The sequence below is a fragment of the Microvirga vignae genome, assembly GCF_001017175.1.
Lineage (GTDB): Bacteria > Pseudomonadota > Alphaproteobacteria > Rhizobiales > Beijerinckiaceae > Microvirga > Microvirga vignae.
This window is the reverse complement of the sequence record NZ_LCYG01000014.1, coordinates 100952-119869: the sequence shown is the minus strand read 5'-3', so window position 1 is coordinate 119869 and position 18918 is coordinate 100952. Positions and strand designations below refer to the sequence as shown.

General features: G+C 62.3%; 19 protein-coding genes and 1 pseudogene. 16 read left to right on the top strand and 4 right to left on the bottom strand.

Annotated elements, in window-relative coordinates:
- The first annotated feature begins 3 nt into the window (after positions 1–3).
- The 6 genes from AA309_RS04010 (at position 4) to pheT (ending at position 6423) form a co-directional block, all read left to right on the top strand.
- Complete coding sequence (locus tag AA309_RS04010) at positions 4–1248, top strand: glycosyltransferase family 4 protein (protein ID WP_047187699.1); 1245 nt, start codon at positions 4–6, stop codon at positions 1246–1248.
- Between the two features lie 128 nt (positions 1249–1376).
- The gene (gene infC, locus AA309_RS04005) at positions 1377–1907 is read left to right on the top strand and encodes a translation initiation factor IF-3 (protein WP_047187698.1); all 531 of its coding nucleotides are present in this window, start codon (positions 1377–1379) and stop codon (positions 1905–1907) included.
- A 202-nt stretch (positions 1908–2109) separates the two neighbouring features.
- Positions 2110–2310: a 50S ribosomal protein L35 gene (gene rpmI, locus AA309_RS04000; RefSeq protein ID WP_047187697.1), complete on the top strand. Its 201-nt coding sequence runs from the start codon at positions 2110–2112 to the stop codon at positions 2308–2310.
- Positions 2311–2352: 42 nt separating this feature from the next.
- Positions 2353–2721, top strand: coding sequence for a 50S ribosomal protein L20 (rplT, locus tag AA309_RS03995; protein ID WP_047187696.1), 369 nt, complete (start codon positions 2353–2355; stop codon positions 2719–2721).
- 180 nt (positions 2722–2901) lie between these two features.
- Positions 2902–3984, top strand: a complete 1083-nt coding sequence (gene pheS / locus AA309_RS03990) for a phenylalanine--tRNA ligase subunit alpha (RefSeq protein WP_047187695.1) — start codon at positions 2902–2904, stop codon at positions 3982–3984.
- Between the two features lie 15 nt (positions 3985–3999).
- Positions 4000–6423 carry a phenylalanine--tRNA ligase subunit beta gene (pheT, locus tag AA309_RS03985; RefSeq protein ID WP_047187694.1) on the top strand — a complete coding sequence of 808 codons (2424 nt, stop codon included), beginning with the start codon at positions 4000–4002 and terminating at the stop codon, positions 6421–6423.
- A 199-nt stretch (positions 6424–6622) separates the two neighbouring features.
- Here pheT and AA309_RS03980 read toward each other — a convergent pair whose 3' ends face one another.
- Positions 6623–7417: a HesA/MoeB/ThiF family protein gene (locus AA309_RS03980; protein WP_047187693.1), complete on the bottom strand. Its 795-nt coding sequence runs from the start codon at positions 7415–7417 to the stop codon at positions 6623–6625.
- A 154-nt stretch (positions 7418–7571) separates the two neighbouring features.
- On the opposite strand from AA309_RS03980, the gene AA309_RS03975 reads away from it, so the two are divergent.
- The 10 genes from AA309_RS03975 (at position 7572) to AA309_RS03930 (ending at position 16917) form a co-directional block, all read left to right on the top strand.
- Positions 7572–8576 (top strand): BMP family lipoprotein, encoded by a 1005-nt coding sequence (locus tag AA309_RS03975; RefSeq protein WP_150117377.1) that lies wholly within the window; start codon positions 7572–7574, stop codon positions 8574–8576.
- A gap of 125 nt (positions 8577–8701) precedes the next feature.
- Positions 8702–10225: an ABC transporter ATP-binding protein gene (locus AA309_RS03970; RefSeq protein ID WP_047187691.1), complete on the top strand. Its 1524-nt coding sequence runs from the start codon at positions 8702–8704 to the stop codon at positions 10223–10225.
- Complete coding sequence (locus tag AA309_RS03965) at positions 10225–10659, top strand: VOC family protein (protein ID WP_047187690.1); 435 nt, start codon at positions 10225–10227, stop codon at positions 10657–10659. Before AA309_RS03970 ends, AA309_RS03965 begins: the two co-directional genes overlap by 1 nt.
- Positions 10656–11759, top strand: coding sequence for an ABC transporter permease (locus AA309_RS03960; RefSeq protein WP_047187689.1), 1104 nt, complete (start codon positions 10656–10658; stop codon positions 11757–11759). Before AA309_RS03965 ends, AA309_RS03960 begins: the two co-directional genes overlap by 4 nt.
- A gap of 2 nt (positions 11760–11761) precedes the next feature.
- The gene (locus tag AA309_RS03955) at positions 11762–12667 is read left to right on the top strand and encodes an ABC transporter permease (RefSeq protein WP_047187688.1); all 906 of its coding nucleotides are present in this window, start codon (positions 11762–11764) and stop codon (positions 12665–12667) included.
- Between the two features lie 2 nt (positions 12668–12669).
- Positions 12670–13074, top strand: coding sequence for a cytidine deaminase (locus tag AA309_RS03950; protein ID WP_047187687.1), 405 nt, complete (start codon positions 12670–12672; stop codon positions 13072–13074).
- A 9-nt stretch (positions 13075–13083) separates the two neighbouring features.
- Positions 13084–13890, top strand: coding sequence for a purine-nucleoside phosphorylase (locus AA309_RS03945; protein ID WP_047187686.1), 807 nt, complete (start codon positions 13084–13086; stop codon positions 13888–13890).
- A gap of 3 nt (positions 13891–13893) precedes the next feature.
- On the top strand, positions 13894–14655 hold the full coding sequence (deoC, locus tag AA309_RS03940) for a deoxyribose-phosphate aldolase (protein ID WP_047187685.1): 762 nt from the start codon (positions 13894–13896) through the stop codon (positions 14653–14655).
- 1 nt (position 14656) lies between these two features.
- Complete coding sequence (gene deoA, locus AA309_RS03935; RefSeq protein ID WP_047187684.1) at positions 14657–15979, top strand: thymidine phosphorylase; 1323 nt, start codon at positions 14657–14659, stop codon at positions 15977–15979.
- Positions 15976–16917, top strand: a complete 942-nt coding sequence (locus tag AA309_RS03930; protein ID WP_047187683.1) for a 2-hydroxyacid dehydrogenase — start codon at positions 15976–15978, stop codon at positions 16915–16917. The genes deoA and AA309_RS03930 overlap by 4 nt, the downstream gene beginning before the upstream one ends.
- Before the next feature lie 12 nt (positions 16918–16929).
- Here the strand turns inward: AA309_RS03930 and AA309_RS03925 are convergent, their stop codons facing one another.
- The 3 genes and pseudogenes from AA309_RS03925 to AA309_RS35650 form a co-directional block, all read right to left on the bottom strand.
- The gene (locus tag AA309_RS03925; protein WP_047187682.1) at positions 16930–17697 is read right to left on the bottom strand and encodes a sulfite exporter TauE/SafE family protein; all 768 of its coding nucleotides are present in this window, start codon (positions 17695–17697) and stop codon (positions 16930–16932) included.
- Between the two features lie 6 nt (positions 17698–17703).
- Positions 17704–18552: a C40 family peptidase gene (locus tag AA309_RS03920; protein ID WP_047187681.1), complete on the bottom strand. Its 849-nt coding sequence runs from the start codon at positions 18550–18552 to the stop codon at positions 17704–17706.
- Positions 18549–18893 (bottom strand): annotated as a pseudogene (locus AA309_RS35650) (MarR family transcriptional regulator). Before AA309_RS35650 ends, AA309_RS03920 begins: the two are co-directional and overlap by 4 nt.
- Positions 18894–18918: the final 25 nt, after the last annotated feature.

Sequence of the window (18918 nt, the reverse complement as noted above, 5' to 3'; positions counted from 1 at the left end):
TCGGTGAGTTTTTCAGCGCGACCCGGCGGAGGAGCAGCTTTCCCGTCATCCAACATTCATCCTCTCGCAGGCCGAACCATCCTGCAGATCGTTCCGGAGCTTGAGGCCGGTGGGGCGGAGCGTACCACGGTGGATATCGCCGAGGGGCTCGTCCATGCGGGCGCGCGGGCGCTGGTAGCGACCGAGGGCGGACGCCTTGTGGGCGAGCTTCAGGCCAAAGGCGGTATCTGGATTCCTTTTCCAGCAGCGACGAAGAATCCCTTCTCCATGCTCCTCAATGTGCGCAAGCTCGCCGGGATCTGCCACAAGGAGAAGGTCTCGCTGATCCATGCCCGGTCCCGGGCTCCGGCCTGGGTGGCGCTCGGCGCCGCCCGCAGCCTCAACATTCCGTTCGTGACCACCTATCACGGCAGTTATTCCGGCCGCTCTTCGGTGAAGGTGCTCTACAACTCGGTCATGGCACGCGGTGATGTGGTCATCGCGAACTCGCAATACACGAGCAACCTGATCCGCTCGCAATATCCTCACACCGCCGACCGGATCGGGGTGATCTACCGGGGAACGGATTTCCTGAAGTTCTCGCCGTCCACCGTGGCGCCCGAGCGGATTGAGTCCTTAAGGAAGGCCTGGGATGTCGCGCCGCATGAGCGCGTGGTGCTGCTCGCTGCCCGCCTGACGGGCTGGAAGGGGCAGAAGGTCCTGATCGAGGCCGCCGCCAAGCTGCGTGATGCAGGCGTGACGGACGTTGCCTATATCCTCGCAGGCGATCCGCAGGGGCGCGATTCCTATGTGAAGGAACTCGACAGCCTGATCGAGGCCAAGCGCCTCAAGGGGATCGTGCGCCGGGTCGGCCATTGCACGGACATGCCAGCGGCCTTCCTGGCGGCTGCCGTGGTCACGGTGCCTTCGACCGAGCCCGAGGCCTTCGGCCGCTCGGCGGTGGAAGCCCAGGCGATGGGCACCCCGGTGGTGGTCTCGGATCTCGGAGCGGTGCCGGAGACGGTTCTGGCTCCTCCTGCGGTCCAGCCACAGGAGCGGACGGGCTGGCGGGTGCCGGCCGGCGATGCCGATGCCCTTGCGGAAGCTGTCGGGGCCGCGCTGAATCTGGGTGCCAGCGCCAGAATCGCTTTGGGCACTCGGGCGAGAGCCCATGTGGAGCGGCATTTCTCGCTCGAACGCATGGTTTCGAGCACACTCAATGTGTATTCCGCGCTTCTGGATAGCTGGTCAGCCAACAGAACAAGTTGACTTCCCGCTGTTTTGAGCGAAATGTCAGTTCATTCTCGGCAACGTTGAGCATGCTGCAGAGGCTTTCCCAAAAAGTCTCCCGCCTCGACTGAGCCCTTAAACAGGAGATAAGAGCCATTCGCCGTCCCATGAGACCCTTGCCGGTGCCGCAGAAAGAAGGCCCGCGCGCCAACCGTGACATTCGCGGCGTCCGCGAAGTTCAGCTGATCGATGACACCGGACACAATCGGGGCGTGATGCCCTTCTTCGATGCCTTGCGCGTCGCTGAGGACGCTGGCCTCGACTTGGTGGAAATCTCGCCGAACGCGAATCCTCCGGTCTGCAAGATCCTGGATTACGGCAAATTCCGCTTCCTGGAGCAGAAGAAGGCCGCCGAGGCGCGCAAGAAGCAGAAGACCGTCGAGGTCAAGGAAATCAAGCTGCGCCCGGGCATCGACGATCACGATTACGACGTCAAGATGAAGGCCATGAAGGGCTTCTTCGAGGAAGGCAACAAGGTGAAGATCACCCTGCGCTTCCGCGGCCGCGAGATGGCGCACCAGGATCTGGGCCTCAAAGTTCTCGAGCGCGTGAAGGCCGATGTGGGCGATCTCGCCAAGGTCGAGCAGGAGCCCAACTTCGAAGGCCGTCAGGTCGTCATGGTCCTGGCGCCCCGTTAAGAGATTCGAGTTCCAGGCAAATTTCATGGCCGTCGGGTTTCCGGCGGCCATTGCTTTTTGGGCGGGCTTCTGTCATAAGCCGCCCTTCATCGAACCGCCCGGCTGTTAGGGCTGCCGTGGCGGTTCGTTTTGCTCACAGCAGCAATACTGGGCCTGAAAGGCGGTTCAAGCCGCTCCAAAGGCCTGACCAAAGGAGAGCCAAATGCCCAAGCTGAAGACGAAATCCGGCGCGAAGAAGCGCTTCAAGATCACTGGCACCGGCAAGGTCGTTTACGCCCAGGCCGGCAAACGTCACGGGATGATCAAGCGGTCCAACAAGCAGATCCGCAACCTGCGCGGCACCACGACGCTGTTCGAGGGCGACGCCTACAACGTGAAGAAGTACTTCCTGCCGAACGGCTAAGGCGGTCTTCCACCACATCCCTGATTTTGAAGGAGTTTTCCCATGGCCCGCGTCAAACGGGGCGTTACCGCCCACGCCAAGCATAAGAAGGTTTTCAAGGCTGCCAAAGGCTTCTATGGCCGCCGCAAGAACACGATCCGCATCGCCAAGCAGGCGGTCGAGAAGAGCATGCAATATGCCACTCGCGACCGTCGCAACAAGAAGCGCACCTTCCGCGCTCTCTGGATCCAGCGCCTCAACGCTGCAGTCCGCCTGCATGGCCTGACCTATTCCCGATTTATTGACGGTCTCGGCAAGGCTGGGATCGAGGTCGATCGCAAGGTCCTGTCCGAACTGGCCATCCACGAGCCGGCTGCTTTCGCTGCCTATGTGGAGCGCGCCAAGGCCGCCCTGCCACAGCAGGCCGCCTGAGGATAGACTTCGGCACTGGCACGGCTGAAAGGTTTCAGCCGTGCCGCCTTACTCCCCCTTCTCCGAGACCACCCGCGCTGACGGCTTAAATGGGCTGTCGGTTGCCACTTCGCGGCTCGGACGACTTGACGGTTCCCGCGCCGCGCCTCACTCAAAGCGCTTGCATCTGGCAAGGGACCGATGACCGATCTCAATCAACTCGAACGTGACCTGCTCTCCCAGGTCGAAGCCGCCGGCGACGAAGCGGCTCTCGAATCCGTGCGTGTGTCCGCCCTCGGCAAGAAGGGCTCCGTCTCCGAACTTCTGAAAACCCTCGGCGCCATGACGCCCGAGGAGCGGAAAGAACGCGGCCCGCTCATCAACGGCCTGCGCGACAAGGTGCAGACCGCAATCGCCGCGAAGAAAGAGACGCTTGCCGAGGCCGCTCTTGAGGCGCGTCTTGCCGCCGAGCGCATCGACGTGACGCTGCCTGTGCCTGAAGCGCCGGAATCGCGCGGCCGCATCCACCCGATCAGCCAGGTGATCGAGGAACTGACGGCGATCTTCGCCGATATGGGTTTCTCCGTCGCCGAGGGGCCGGATATCGAGACGGATTATCTCAACTTCACGGCACTCAACTTCCCGGAAGGTCACCCGGCCCGCGAGATGCACGACACCTTCTTCCTCGCCCCTGACGAGAAGGGCGAGCGCAAGGTGTTGCGCACGCACACCTCGCCGGTGCAAATCCGCACGATGACGGGGCAGAAGCCGCCGATCCGCGTGATCATCCCGGGCCGGACCTATCGTCATGACTCGGACCAGACCCACACGCCGATGTTCCATCAGGTGGAGGGCCTCGTCATCGATAAGTCGGCCAACATTGCGCACCTGAAGTGGATTCTCGAAGAGTTCTGCAAGGCCTTCTTCGAGGTCGACCAGGTGAAGATGCGCTTCCGCCCCTCCTTCTTCCCCTTCACGGAGCCGTCGGCCGAGGTCGACATCCAGTGCTCGCGCAAAGGCGGTGAGATCCGCTTCGGCGAGGGCGAGGATTGGCTCGAAATTCTCGGCTGCGGCATGGTCCATCCGAATGTGCTGCGCAATTGTGGGCTCGATCCCGATGAGTACCAGGGCTTTGCCTGGGGCATGGGCATCGACCGCATCGCGATGCTGAAATACGGCATGCCGGACCTGCGTCCGTTCTTCGAGGCCGATGTGCGCTGGTTGAACCATTACGGTTTCCGCTCGCTCGACATCCCGTCCCTCGTCAGCGGCCTGACTGCGTAAAGGAGGAGAGCACCCATGAAATTCACCCTCTCCTGGCTCAAGGATCATCTCGACACCACGGCGTCCCTCGACGAGATCGTGGAAACGCTCACGCGCATCGGCCTCGAGGTCGAAGGCGTGGAGGACAAGGCGAAGACGCTGGCGCCCTACACGATCGCCTATGTGATCTCCGCCGAGCAGCACCCCAACGCCGACAGGCTTCGCGTGTGCATGGTCGATCCGGGCGAAGGCAATCCGATCCAGGTCGTCTGCGGTGCGCCGAACGCCCGCACCGGCATGAAGAGCGTGTTCGCGCCTCCCGGCACCTACATTCCGGGCAAGAACATCACGCTTGGAATCGGTACCATTCGCGGCGTCGAGAGCGCGGGCATGCTGTGTTCGGCGGCGGAGCTTGAGATCTCCGACGATCACGACGGCATCATCGAGTTGCCCGAGGATGCGCCGGTGGGCGTTGCTTACGCGGCTTATGCGGGCCTCGACGATCCGGTGATCGAGATCAACCTCACGCCGAACCGGCCCGATTGCACCTCGATCTTCGGCATCGCGCGCGATCTCGCGGCTGCCGGGCTCGGTACCTTGAAGGGCGGCGATGTTCCGGCCATTCAGGGAAAGGGGGCGTGCCCGGTTTCGGTGACGCTCGACTTCTCTGCCGAGGATGCGCATCTCTGCCCGACCTTCGCGCTTCGTCTCGTGCGCGGCGTGAAGAACGGTCCGTCGCCGGAATGGATGCAGCGTCGTCTGCTCTCCATCGGCCTCCGCCCGATCAACGCGCTCGTCGACATCACCAATTACATCACCTTCGATCGTGGTCGTCCGCTCCACGTGTTCGACGCCGGGAAGGTGAAAGGCAATCTTACCGTCCGCCGCGCGAAGGATGGCGAAGAGGTGCTGGCGCTTGATGGTCGCACCTACAAGCTCGATCCCGGCACCGTGGTGATCGCCGATGAGAATGGTGTCGAATCCATCGCCGGCATCATGGGCGGCGAGCATTCCGGCTCGGATGAAGGCACCACAGATGTGCTGATCGAATCAGCGTTGTGGGATCCGCTGAACATCGCGCAGACGGGCCGCAAGCACGGCATCATCACCGATGCGCGCTATCGCTTCGAGCGCGGCGTCGATCCAGCCTTCACGGTGCCGGGTCTCGATCTCGCGACCAAGATGGTCATCGATCTCTGCGGCGGCGAGCCGACGGAAGCTGTCGTTGCCGGTCAGGTTCCGGACGCCACGCGCATCATCGAGTTCCCCTGGTCGGAAGTTCCGCGTCTGTCGGGCCTTGATGTGAAGCCTGCCGAATCCGAGGCGATCCTGAAGAAGCTCGGATTTCAGGTTCAGGGCTTGGGCGAGCGCGTGAATGTCACGCCGCCGTCCTGGCGTCCCGATGTCGAGGGCAAGGCGGATCTGGTCGAGGAAGTCATCCGCATTGCCGGTGTCGACCGTATCGAGCCGCAGCCGCTGCCGCGTCTTGAGGCTGCTGTCGCAAAGCCGATCCTCACGCTCATCCAGAAGCGCACGCGTCTGGCTCGCCGTGCGCTCGCCGTGCGCGGCTTGGTGGAGGCTGTCACTTGGTCCTTCATCTCGAGGCAAGAGGCCGAGCTCTTCGGCGGTGGTGATGCGCGTCTTGCACTCGCGAACCCGATTGCGGCGGAACTCTCCGACATGCGTCCGAGCCTTCTGCCGGGCCTGCTGAAGGCAGCCCAGCGCAACGCGGATCGCGGCTTCGGCGATGTGGCGCTCTTCGAAGTCGGCCAGACCTTCACGTCTGACGAGCCTGAGGGCCAGTCGATCAGGGCTGCCGCCGTGCGGCGCGGCACGGCGCGTGCCGAGGGCGTGGGTCGTCATTGGAATGGCGGAGCCAAGAGCGTCGATGCCTTCGACGCCAAGGCGGATGTGCTGGCGCTGCTCGCGGCTCTCGGCATTCCGGCTGGCGGTCTCCAGATCGTCGCCGGTGGTCCGGCGTGGTTCCACCCCGGTCGTTCGGGCACGCTGCAGTTTGGTCCTAAGAACATCGTCGGCGCTTTCGGCGAGGTTCACCCGAAAATCCTGAAGGCCCTCGACCTGAAGGGCCCGCTGGTGGCCTTCGAGCTCAATCTCAATGCGCTTGTGCCGCCGAAGGCTAAGCCCACAAAGATGAAGCCGAAGCTGAACCTGCCCGACTTCCAGCCGCTCACCCGCGACTTCGCCTTCGTGGTTGGCCGCGACGTGGCGGCGGGCGATATCGTGAAGGCGGCTCAAGGTGCCGAGCGTCAGCTAATCGTAGGTGTCGACGTGTTTGACATCTACGAGGGCACCGGCATCGACCCGGACAAGAAGTCCGTAGCCATTGCCGTCACTCTCCAGCCTACGGAAAAGACTCTGACCGACGTGGAAATCGAGGCCGTCTCGGCCAAGATCGTCGCCGAGGTTTCCAAGAAGACCGGCGCGGTGCTGCGCTCATAAGAACTCGTCATCCCGGATCGCGGCTTTGCCGCGATCCGGGATCGTCTTCAGAATAAGACGCGACAACTCCTCCGTCATGGCCGGGCTTGACCCGGCCATCCACGTCTTAAGAACCGTCGCGTTTCGAAGGCGTGGATACCCGGCACGAGGCCGGGCATGACGAGGCGGGTCTCTCATCTAGTCCGTGCTTCGGATTGATTCATGCCATCCGGGACGCCGCTTGTTCAGACCCATTTAGCGGGTTGTTCTCATCCCACCGGTAACGGACCGTATCGAAGCGCATTGAGCGTGCATCGACCATCAGGAGCCGGCCCACGAGGCTCTCTCCGAAACCCACGATCTCCCGGATCACCTCCATCGCCATTAGGCTGCCCATGACGCCTGCCAGCGCCCCGAGCACGCCTGCTTCCGCGCAGGTGGGAATGGCGCCCGGCGGAGGCGGGGATGGGAACAGGCACCGATAGGTGGGATTGGGTTTGCCATCCGGGCCGTTTTCGTGCGCCCTGATCGTCGTCAGAGAGCCATCGAACTGACCAAGCGCCGCCGTGACCAGCGGCTTTTTCTCGAAGAAACAGGCATCCGACACCGCATAGCGGGTTTCGAAATTGTCCGATCCGTCCGCGACGATGTCATAGCGGCGGATCAGGTCGCGGGCGTTCTCAGGGGTGATCCGCAGGTCATGAGGCTCTGCCGTAACGTGAGGATTGAGGTGCAGGATGGCCCTGGCTGCGCTCTCCACTTTGAGAGTCCCGATATCGGGCGTTCCGTGGATCACCTGCCGCTGCAGATTGGAGAGGGACACGGTGTCGTTGTCCACAACGCCGATGGTGCCGACCCCGGCGGCTGCCAGATACTGGATCAGAGGCGCTCCAAGGCCTCCAGCTCCGATCACGAGCACGCGCGCATCCTTGAGCTTCAACTGTCCGGGGCCTCCCAGGTCCCGAAGGACCAAGTGGCGGGCGTAGCGGTCGATTTCGTCGGGTGTCAGGGGCATGAAAGGACCATAACGTCAGGTCTGAAGCTATCAACCATTCCTGAAGGAAAATAACATCTCGGCTTGACAGAGACCTTGGCGTTGTGACCCTTCCCATGCCATCGTCACGGGGCAACCGGACACTCAATCCGGCGTCAAACAGGGAACAATGCCGATGACAGTCACCAAGTTCGGCCTCGCACTCGCGGGCCTCGCCTTCTCTGCCACGGCTGCCTTTGCGCAGCAGGCGGCCTTCAAGCCAGCCGTCGTCTACGATCTGGGCGGCAAGTTCGACAAATCCTTCAACGAAGGCGTTCACACGGGTGCCGAGAAGTTCAAGAAGGACACGGGCACCGATTACCGCGATTTCGAGCCGCAGAACGACGCCCAGCGCGAGCAGGCCCTGCGCCGCTTCGCCCGTGACGGCTTCTCGCCGATCGTGGCCGTCGGCTTCAGCCAGGAATCCGCTCTGAAGAAAGTCGCTGAGGAGTTTCCGAACACCAAGTTCGCCATCATCGATGCCGTCGTCGAGAAGCCGAACGTGCAGTCCATCGTGTTCAAGGAGCATGAGGGCTCGTTCCTCGTGGGCCTCCTGGCCGCCAAGGCTTCGAAATCCGGCAAGGTCGGTTTCGTGGGTGGCATGGACATCCCGCTCATCCGCAAGTTCGCCTGCGGCTACGTCCAGGGCGTCAAGTACGCCAACAAGGACGCCGAAGTGTTCCAGAACATGACCGGCACCACCGGCGCTGCCTGGAACGATCCGGTGAAGGGCGGCGAACTCGCCAAGGGCCAGATCTCCCGCGGCGCGGACGTGATCTATCATGCGGCTGGCGGCACCGGCGTGGGCGTGCTGCGCGCTGCGGCTGACGCCGGCAAGCTCGGCATTGGCGTCGACTCCAACCAGAACGCCCTGCATCCGGGCAAGGTGCTGACCTCCATGGTCAAGCGCGTGGATGTCGCCACCTACAACGCCTTCGATCAGGCCAAGAAGGGCACCTTCAAGGCTGGCCTCTCGGTTCTCGGCCTTGCTGAGGACGGCGTGGCTTGGGCGCTCGACGACCACAACAAGTCGCTTGTGACCGCCGACATGAAGGCCGCCGCGGACAAGGCCGCAGCCGACATCAAGTCCGGTACCATCAAGGTCCACGACTACATGTCGGACTCCAAGTGCCCGATGTAAGATAACGCATCCATCCGGCCGCAGGCTTTCGTGAAGAGGGCCTGCGGCCGTTTCCGTTTTTAGGTTTGTGCTTTTTCCGATAAGATCCGCGCGCTTTTCCCTTGCTGGATAACCCCTAGAGGCCGATGTCTCCCGCCATTGAACTCATCGCCATCAATAAGAGCTTCGGCGCCGTTCATGCCAATAAGGACGTGAACCTGTCCGTCGAGCGCGGCACGATCCATGGCATCGTCGGCGAGAATGGTGCGGGCAAGTCGACCCTCATGTCGATCCTCTACGGCTTCTACGAGGCCGATTCAGGCGATATCCGCGTCAATGGAGCGCCCACCCGGATCCGCTCCTCCAACGATGCTATCGCAGCCGGTATCGGCATGGTTCACCAGCACTTCATGCTGGTCGAGCCGTTGACCGTGGTCGAGAACGTGATGCTCGGCGCTGAAGGCGGCGCCATGCTGCGCGCGGGCGAGGCCAAGGTGCGCAAGGAACTTGCGCGTCTCGCAACCGATTACGGCCTGGAAATCGACGTGGACGCCACCGTTGGCGAGTTGTCCGTTGGCCTCCAGCAACGCGTGGAAATTCTCAAAGCCCTCTATCGCGGCGCGAACATTCTCATTCTCGACGAGCCCACCGCCGTGCTCACTCCCGCTGAAGCGGATGCGTTGTTCGAACTGCTCCGCTCGCTGAAGCAACAGGGCAAGACCGTTGTTCTCATCACGCATAAGCTGCGCGAGATCATGGCGATCACGGATCGCGTCTCGGTCATGCGCCGTGGCGAGATGGTGGCTACCGTCGAGACGGCGAACACGTCGCCACCGGAGCTTGCCGAGCTGATGGTAGGACGTCGTGTTCTGCTTCGGGTCGAAAAAACCGAGAAGGCGCCTGGCGCTCCTGTGCTCGAAGTCGACGATCTCTCCGTTGTCGATGCACGGGGCGTGCTGCGTGTCGCCAATGCGTCCTTCACCGTTCATGCGGGCGAGATCGTCGGCATCGCGGGCGTTGCGGGTAACGGCCAGAGCGAGCTTCTGGAAGCGATCGCCGGCATGCGTCAGCCTGTGCTCGGGTCCATCCGGCTCAAAGGGCAGGATATTCACTTCTCGGAGCACAATCCGCATCGCATGCGCGGGCTTGGCCTGCTGCACGTCCCGGAAGATCGTCTGCGCATGGGCCTCGTGCCCGCTTTTCCTGCTTTCGAGAGCGCCATTCTCGGCTTCTCGGACGAGCCGCAGCTTGGGCGGGGGCCGCTTCTTGATCATGACCGCCTCATCGCGGATCTCGCGAAGAAGATGGAGCAGTACGATGTCCGCCCGCCCGCGCCACGACTGAAGACATCGAACTTCTCCGGCGGCAATCAGCAGAAGATCGTGCTGGCGCGCGAGATCGAGCGCAACCCGAAGGTCCTCCTCGTCGGCCAGCCGACGCGTGGCGTCGATATCGGTGCCATCGAGTTCATCCACCGTCGTCTCATCGCACTGCGCGATGTCGGAGTGGGCATTCTGCTCGTGTCGGTGGAACTCGATGAGATCATGCATCTGTCCGATCGCATCCTCACCATGTGCGGCGGCAGGATCACCGGCGAGCGCAAGCCTGACCAGACGAACGAGCAGGATTTGGGCTTGCTCATGGCCGGCGTTACCGATGAGGCCGCCTGATGCAGCCGCGATTGACGCTCGTTACGCTCGGCGTTGCGGATCTCACAAAATCCCGCGCCTTCTATGAAGCATGGGGCTGGAAGGCATCTTCTGCCAGTCAGCCGAGCGTCGCTTTCTTTCAGGCGAACGGCCTTGCGCTGGCACTCTTCGGACGGGCTGACCTCGCCAAGGATGCAGGCGTCGAGGACAAGCCCACCGGCTTCGCCGCCTTTTCGCTCGCCTATAATGCCCGTTCCAAGCAGGAGGCCGATGAGGTCTATGCCCGCGCCATCGCTGCTGGCGCTCACGCCGTGAAGCCGCTGCAGGACGTGTTCTGGGGCGGCTATTCAGGCTACTTCGCCGATCCTGACGGGCACCTCTGGGAGGTGGCCTGGAATCCCTTCTTTCCTCTCGACGAACAGGGCCACCTGTTCCTGCCGGATCATCAAACGTGAGTGCTCCTATCGACATGCCCAAATGGGCCGACACGTTTCTCGTGCCCGCCATCTCTGTCGCGGCCGCATTCCTGATCGCGGGCCTCGTGGTGCTCAGCATCGGCGAGAATCCGCTGACGGCAACGCGCTATCTGCTGCAGGGAAGTCTCGGCACTGGCGAAGGCTTGGGCTTCACCTTGTTCTATGCCACCGACTTCATCTTCGTGGGACTGGCGGTCGCCGTTGCCTATCATGCTGGCCTGTTCAACATCGGCGGCGAGGGTCAGGCGACGCTGGCGGGCTTGGGCATTGCGCTTGCGCTCAACAATCTCACCTTCCTGCCTGGCTTCCTTCTTATTCCCATCGGTATCATCGCGGCTGCCGCCTTTGGCGCAGCCTGGGCTGCTGTGCCCGGCTATCTGCAGGCGAAGCGCGGAAGCCACATCGTGATCACCACGATCATGTTCAATTGGCTCGCGAGTGTCCTGATCGTGTATCTCCTCGTGAATGTGCTGCGCGAGCCGCAATCGATGAACCCGGAAACGCGGGCCTTCCCGGAAGGCTCCTACATTCCCTTCATGCACGAGATGTTCGCCGCATTCGGAATCGATATCCCGTCGTCGCAACTTAATCTCACCTTCGTGCTGGCGCTGATCTCGGCCTATCTTATCTGGCTCCTCATCTACCGCTCTCGTCTCGGCTATGCGATCCGTGTGGTGGGCTCCAATCCCATGGCCGCGATCTATGCCGGGATCTCTCCTGCGCGCATCACGATCATTGCCATGGTGCTGTCCGGCGCACTCGCAGGCGGTCTCGCGGTGAATGAGCTGATGGGTTATCAGCATCGGCTCCTGCTGGAGTTCACTTCTGGCTACGGCTTCGTCGGCATTGCAGTCGCGCTCATGGGGCGTGCGCATCCAGTCGGCATCATCCTCGCCTCGCTCCTGTTCGGCATTCTCTACCAGGGTGGCGCGGAGCTGGCCTTCGAGCAGCCCAACATCACCCGCGACATGGTCGTGGTGATTGGCGGAATCATCATTCTGTTTGCCGGCGCGCTGGATGGTCTCTTCCGACGTCTCGTGGCGCAGCTGCTGTCACGTCCTAAACTGGCGGGAGCATGAGTATGGATTTCGGTATCATCGTAACGATTTTCGACTCGGCGCTGCGCCTATCCATTCCGCTCCTCGCCGCGTGCTTGGCCGGTCTCTGGTCCGAGCGCTCCGGCGTTGTCGATATCGGTCTTGAGGGAAAGATGCTTGTGGCTGCCTTTGCTGCTGCAGCCGCCGCCTATGTTTTCGGCTCGGCGTGGATCGGCCTCGTCTTCGGCATCTTCGCATCGGTGGCCTTCGGCCTCATTCACGGCTTTGCCTCCATCAGCCAGCGCGGTAACCAGATTGTGTCTGGCGTTGCCATCAACATGCTGGCTGCCGGCCTCACCGCCATCGTCGGCAATGCCTGGTACGGACAGGGCGGACGCACGCCGCCGCTGGAAGGGGATCAGCGTTTCGACGGACTCTTCTTGGGACATTCGGCCCTCGTCTATGTGGTTCTGCTCGCCGTGCCGCTCACGTGGTTCATCATGGGCCGCACACGTTTCGGACTTCGCCTGCGGGCTGTTGGTGAGAATCCGGCTGCGGTCGATACGGCAGGTATCTCCGTGACAGGCCTGCGCTACTCGGCCGTCGTCATCGGCGGAATCTTCTGCGGCATCGGCGGCACTTATCTCTCTGTCGGACAGGCGGCAGGCTTCCTGCCCAACATGACCGCAGGCCGCGGCTTCATTGCGCTTGCCGCCCTCATCTTCGCCAAGTGGCGCGCATGGCCTGCATTGGGAGCCTGCTTCCTCTTCGGCCTTCTCGATGCCGTCGCCAACCAGCTTCAGGGACTTTTCATTCCCGGCATCGGCGAGGTGCCGGTACAGGCCATTCAGGCGCTGCCTTATCTGATGACGGTGATCCTGCTCGCCGGTGTTATCGGCAGGGCTATTCCACCGCGTGCGGCGGGCGTGCCCTATCTGAAGGAGCGTTGATCATGACTTCTCTCGACACGCTTTTCGAAGCGGCCAAGGCGATCCAGGCGAAGGCCTATACGCCTTACTCCCGATTCAAGGTGGGTGCTGCAATTGCCACGCCTGAAGGACAGATCTTCACCGGCTGCAACGTGGAAAATGCAGCTTATCCCGTTGGCTCCTGCGCGGAGGCCGGCGCCATCTCCGCGATGATTGCGGGCGGTGGACGTCGCATCGGTGAAATCGTGGTGATGGGCGAGGGCAAGCATCTCGTCACGCCCTGCGGCGGTTGCCGCCAGCGCATTCGCGAATTCGCGGCGCCCGATACGAAGATTCATATTGCGGGCCCTGAAGGCATCCGCAAGCGTTTCACCCTGGATGAGCTGTTGCCCTTCTCGTTCGGGCCCGACAACCTGACGGACAGATAAGAGACGATCATGCAGCAGAACGCTCAAGAGGCCGCCGAATTCGTGCGCGCCCGCGGCTTCGATGGCCACTTCGACGCCGCCTTCGTGCTCGGTACCGGTCTCGGCACCCTGGTTGAGGAGGTGAATGACGCGGTGAGCCTCGCTTATGCCGACATTCCGCACTTTCCGAGGAGCGGCGTGTCGGGCCACGCAGGCAAGCTCGTCGCAGGTCAACTCGAAGGCAAGCGCGTTCTCCTGTTCCAGGGCCGCGCGCATTATTACGAGACGGGCGATGCGGGTGCGATGCGCCTGCCTGTGGCCTTCATGAAGGAGCTCGGCATTCCGGTTCTGGTAGCGACCAATGCCGCAGGTTCCGTGCGCGCCTCCATCCGCCCCGGCAGCCTCGTTGCGATCTATGATCATCTCAATCTCTCCGGCGCGAATCCCCTTCTGCGCGACCACACGGAAGGCCGTTTCGTCTCGTTGACGGACGCTTACGATCCTGCGCTGCGCAAGATTCTGCAGCGCGCCGCGAAGAAGACCGGGATCGATCTGCCGGAGGGCGTTTATGCATGGCTTTCCGGCCCGAGCTTCGAGACGCCTGCCGAGATCAAGATGGTGCAGGTCCTCGGTGGCGATCTCGTCGGCATGTCCACAGTGCCGGAAGTGATCCTCGCGCGTTATTACGGCTTGAGGGTTGCAGCGATCTCCGTTGTCACCAACCTCGCAGCCGGAATCGAAGGCGCTTCGCCCTCGCATCAGGAAACCAAGGATATGGCGGCGGAAGCTTCTGAGAAGTTCAAGCGTCTCATCCGTTCCTTCGTCGCGGAGCTTTAAGAAATGTCTGATGCGCAAATTGCCCAGCGTGCCCTGCGCTGCCTTGACCTTACCGATCTGACGGACACCTGCACCGATCAGGCCGTCGATGCGCTCTGCAAGAAAGCGCTCGATCCTCGCGGTCCTGTCGCCGCAGTCTGCGTGTGGCCCCAGTTCGTGAAGCGCGCGCAGGAGAACCTCAAAGGTTCACCTGTCCGCATCGCAACGGTGGTGAACTTCCCCGCCGGCGGTGAGGAAGTGGACCGAGTCACGGATGATGTGCAGGAGGCTCTCTCCGATGGCGCGAACGAGATCGATCTCGTCGTGCCTTATCAGGCTGTTCGTCGTGGTGATCTGACGATTGCGGCGGAGATGGTGGAAGCCGTGCGCGATCTGGTCGATCAGGGGCGGCTTCTCAAGGTCATTCTTGAAACCGGTGAACTGAAGGATGCGCAGCTGATCGAGACGGCAAGCCGTCTCTCTATCGGAGCCGGGGCCGATTTCATCAAGACCTCGACGGGCAAGACACCTGTTTCCGCGACTCCGGAAGCGGCGGAGATCATGCTCAACGCGATCAAAGCATCCGGGCGCAATGTGGGTCTCAAACCCTCGGGCGGAATTCGGACTATTGCCGATGCGAAGATCTATCTCGATCTCGCCGATCGCATCATGGGTCCGGGCTGGGCGACGCCGCAGACCTTCCGCATTGGCGCAAGCAGTGTCTACGACACTCTGATTGCCGCCATCGAAGGGCGTGCAGGCGAAGCCGCCAGCGGAGCTTACTGACATGAGCCATCTTCCGCAGGAAATCATCCGTCGCAAGCGCAATGGCGACACGCTGGATGCCGCCGAGATCGAGAGCTTCATCCAGGGTCTCACCTCGGGCCATGTCTCCGAAGGTCAGGCCGCCTCCTTCGCCATGGCGATCTTCTTCCGTGGCCTCTCCGTGGCGGAGCGCGTGGCACTCACGCGGGCCATGGTGAATTCGGGCGAGGTGCTGAAATGGGATCTGCCGGGTCCTGTGCTCGACAAGCACTCCACCGGCGGTGTGGGCGACACGGTGAGCCTGGCGCTCGGTCCGGCTGTTGCGGCCTGCGGCGGCTATGTGCCGATGATTTCCGGTCGCGGTCTCGGCCACACGGGCGGTACGCTCGACAAGTTCGATTCCATTCCGGGCTACGTCACGCAACCTGACATCGACACCTTCCGTCGTGTCACGCGTGAGGTCGGCTGCGCCATCATCGGCCAGACCTCCGACCTCGCACCGGCGGACAAGCGCCTCTATGCCATCCGCGACGTGACGGCGACGGTGGAATCCATCGATCTCATCACCGCATCCATTCTCTCAAAGAAACTGTCCGCTGGCCTTCAGGGCCTCGTGATGGATGTGAAGTTCGGCTCCGGCGCGTTCATGGATAATGCGAAGGATGCACGTGCGCTCGCCGAGAGCCTCGTGCTGGTTGCCAATGGCGCAGGTCTGCCGACAAGCGCTCTGCTCACCGACATGAATCAGCCTCTCGCTCCAGCCGCCGGCAATGCGGTGGAGATGGCGTATGCGGTCGATTACCTCACAGGTCGTCGTCGCGAGAAGCGGTTCCACGAGGTGACGGTGGAGCTTTCCGCCGAGATGCTGGTGCTCGGGAAGATCGCCGCTGATATCGATGAGGCGCGGGCGAAGATAGAGAACGCGATTTCCTCCGGCAAGGCGGCTGAGGTGTTCCAGCGCATGGTGACGGCGCTCGGCGGTCCTGCCGATTTCCTGGAGAACCACGGGGGGCATCTCCGAGCAGCACCCGTGATCCACCCCATCTATGCGGAGCGTTCCGGCATCGTGCAGAGCATCGCCACGCGCGATGTGGGCGTTGCAGTTGTTGCGCTCGGCGGCGGGCGCAGGCGTCCGCAGGATCCGATCGACCACGCGGTCGGCCTCACCCAGCTTGCCGAGATCGGTGAGACGGTCGATGCCAATCGCCCGCTCGCCGTCGTGCATGCGCGCAGCGAAGAAGCCGCCAAGGCCGCAGAACGCATGGTGCGCGCAGCCTATACCCTGGGCGATGCGAAGGCTGCACCTGAAACGCTGATCCTCGAACGCATTGGAGCGAAATCGTGAGCCTGCTCGTCGCCGTCACGTGGGAAACGCAGCCCTGGATCGAACGCTTCACGCGCCACTTGCCAGGCCGCGAGATCGTGGTGCTGGGCGAGGATTTCGACAGAAGCAAGATCCGCTATGTAGCCACCTGGGGACCGAAGCCGGGAAGTCTGGACGACCTGCCGAATCTCGAGGCTATCTTTTCACTTGGTGCCGGCGTCGATCACCTGATGGGCTATCCCGATCTTCCGGACGCGCCGATCGTGCGTGTGGCGCAGGACGATCTCACCCATCGCATGAGCGAATACGTGGTGATGCACTGCCTCATGTATCTGCGCGATCATGCTCGCTTTGCTGCGGCTCAACGCGCCAGACGCTGGGAGCAGGATCGCTCGCCGCCGATTGCGGCGGATGTGCGCGTCGGTATCATGGGCTTTGGCGTGCTCGGGCAGGATGCTGCGTTGAAGCTCAAGATGATGGGCTTCGACGTGGCTGGCTGGAGCCGCACGCCGAAGAATGTGGAGGGCTTCAAGGTTTATTCGGGTGAGAGCGGGCTCGACGAATTTCTTGCATGCACGGATATTCTGGTGAGCCTCATCCCGCTTACGCCCGACACGCGCGGTATTCTCAACCGCAGCCTGTTTCAGAAGCTCGCGCAGGATGGCAGGCTTGGCGGTCCTGTCCTGATCAATGCGGGCCGTGGCGGCTTGCAGGTAGAAGCCGACATTCTCGCGTGCCTCGATGACGGAACGCTGAAAGCAGCAACCCTCGATGTGTTCGAGAAGGAGCCGCTGCCGGAGGATTCCGCACTCTGGACGAATCCGCGTGTCACGATCACGCCGCACAACGCTGCTGCGAGCGAGCCCGAGGCGACGGTGCGTTACATCGCGAACCAGATCCGGCGCCACGAGGCAGGAGAGCCGTTCGAGAACCTGGTGGATCGGGTGCGGGGCTATTGAGGGTGTGGAGTGTTAGAACACCCCATAGCCACGCATGCCATCCCACAGCAGCTTGAATGCTGTCACGGTGAGAAGGGCGTAGCAGAGGCGGTAGAGCTGCTTATGGTCCAGGCGCTCATGCAAGGCGTATCCGGCCCATACACCCAGTGGGATGATTGGCAGGCACAATCCCATCAGTGTCCAAAGCTCGGTGCTTGGTTTTGCAAGCGCCAGCCACGGCAGAGCTTTCATCAGATTGCCTGCTGCAAAGAAACTGCTGCTCGTTCCGGCATAGACAGCTTTGGGGAGCCCGAGCGGCAGAAGATACATCGCGAGGGGCGGGCCGCCGGAATGCGCCATCATGGATGAAACGCCCGATGCCGTTCCTGCGATCACGGCTTTGATCTTGGAGCGCGGCCGCTGCACGATCCTGCCGCCACCACGAAACCACAATGCCGTGAAAGCCAGGGTGATGGTGGCTATGAGGATGGCAACCATGCTTCTGTCGATTACCTTCAACAGCAGGAAGCCAATGGCCGTGCCACAGGCAAGACCGGGGAGGAGCAGCGCTAAGTCGATCTTCGACCATGTGCTCGGCCGCCAATAATAGAGCGCTGCCACATCCATCAGCACGAAGAGCGGCGCGAGCACTGCTCCGGCGCTGATAGGGTCCATCACCAGCGACAGAACGGGGATGCCGACAATGGCGAGCCCGCCGCCGAAGGCGCCCTTCATGAAGGCGATGAGAAAGACCCCAAAACCTGCCACGAGCAGAACGGACAGATCGGGCAGATAGCTCATCGGAGACTACAGGCGCTTGATCGAGCTGATCGGGCCGTAGCTCGTCCGGCGGATGCGCTCCTCCGCGACAGACAGCGGTTCGATCATCACGGTCATGCTGTGGCCGGTGGCGTGAATGAAGTTCGTGTCATCGACCATCAGGCCTACATGGCCTTTCCAGAATACCAAGTCGCCTCGGCGCAATCCGCCGAGGTCGGGCTTCACGTCGATGGCAGTGCCGAGCTCTCTCTCCTGCATGTCGGTGTCACGCGGCGCCTTGATGCCCGCTGCGGTCAAACCGGTCTGCGCGAGACCGGAGCAGTCGATCCCGAGGCTTGTCTTTCCACCCCAGAGATAAGGCGTGTGCAGGAAGCGCACGGCCACGCTCACATAATCAGCCTCACGCGCATCGACAGCGGCGAGGTGGGCAGCATAGACCCAACCGCCATCGGCAAGCTGTGCGTAATCGCCCTGCGTGCCCACGACGGAAACCTTCGAGTTCATGGTCAGAAGGTCCGTGTGGGGCAGCTTCAGGTTGGGGCCCGGATAGATGAAAGTGCGAATGGCCGCGACCCTGTGCGTCGCCTGCAGTCCAGACTCGCCAAGCACGACACTCGGCAGATAACCCACATAGCCGTCGTCGTGCAACTGCACCCAGGCCCAGCCCTCATGCTCGTCGTAAACGGTGACAGACTCTCCGAAGATCGCCTGCGTGTCGACGGGCGCTTCCCGCGAGGGATGGCGATGGAGGGGGGCGAAGGAGGCGGTAACGCGCTTTACTGTTCCGCTCGTGAAGCGCTCGGCCTCGACCTGACCGCGCAGTCTTTCATCGGCCAAATCGGCGCGGAAGGGGGTAATGCGGCGGTCGAAACTCATCGAGGCAACTCCTTGGCACGGGCAGTGATGGTGTCTCCTAGCCGTTCCACAGCCAAAGCGCCAGCGACCGTGCGCTGGATGATCACGTTGCGCCGATCCGCCTCATCCCGGCGACGGCAGACAAGGTCGAGCTTGCCTAAGCTATCGAGCGCGCGTGATGACGGGCTTCGTCACATTGAGTTTCTTGGCGAGACCGCGCCCCGTATGTGGGGGGCGTCGAGATAGATCGTCGGCAGCATGGCGATCTGGCCGGAGGAGAGGTCGCCGCCTTGGTGCATGAGGTCAAGGTGCACATCGTGCCAGAGTTTTAAGGGTTGAAGAGCACGCAACTCGACAGACATGGCCGCACCGTTTGTTACGGACCCG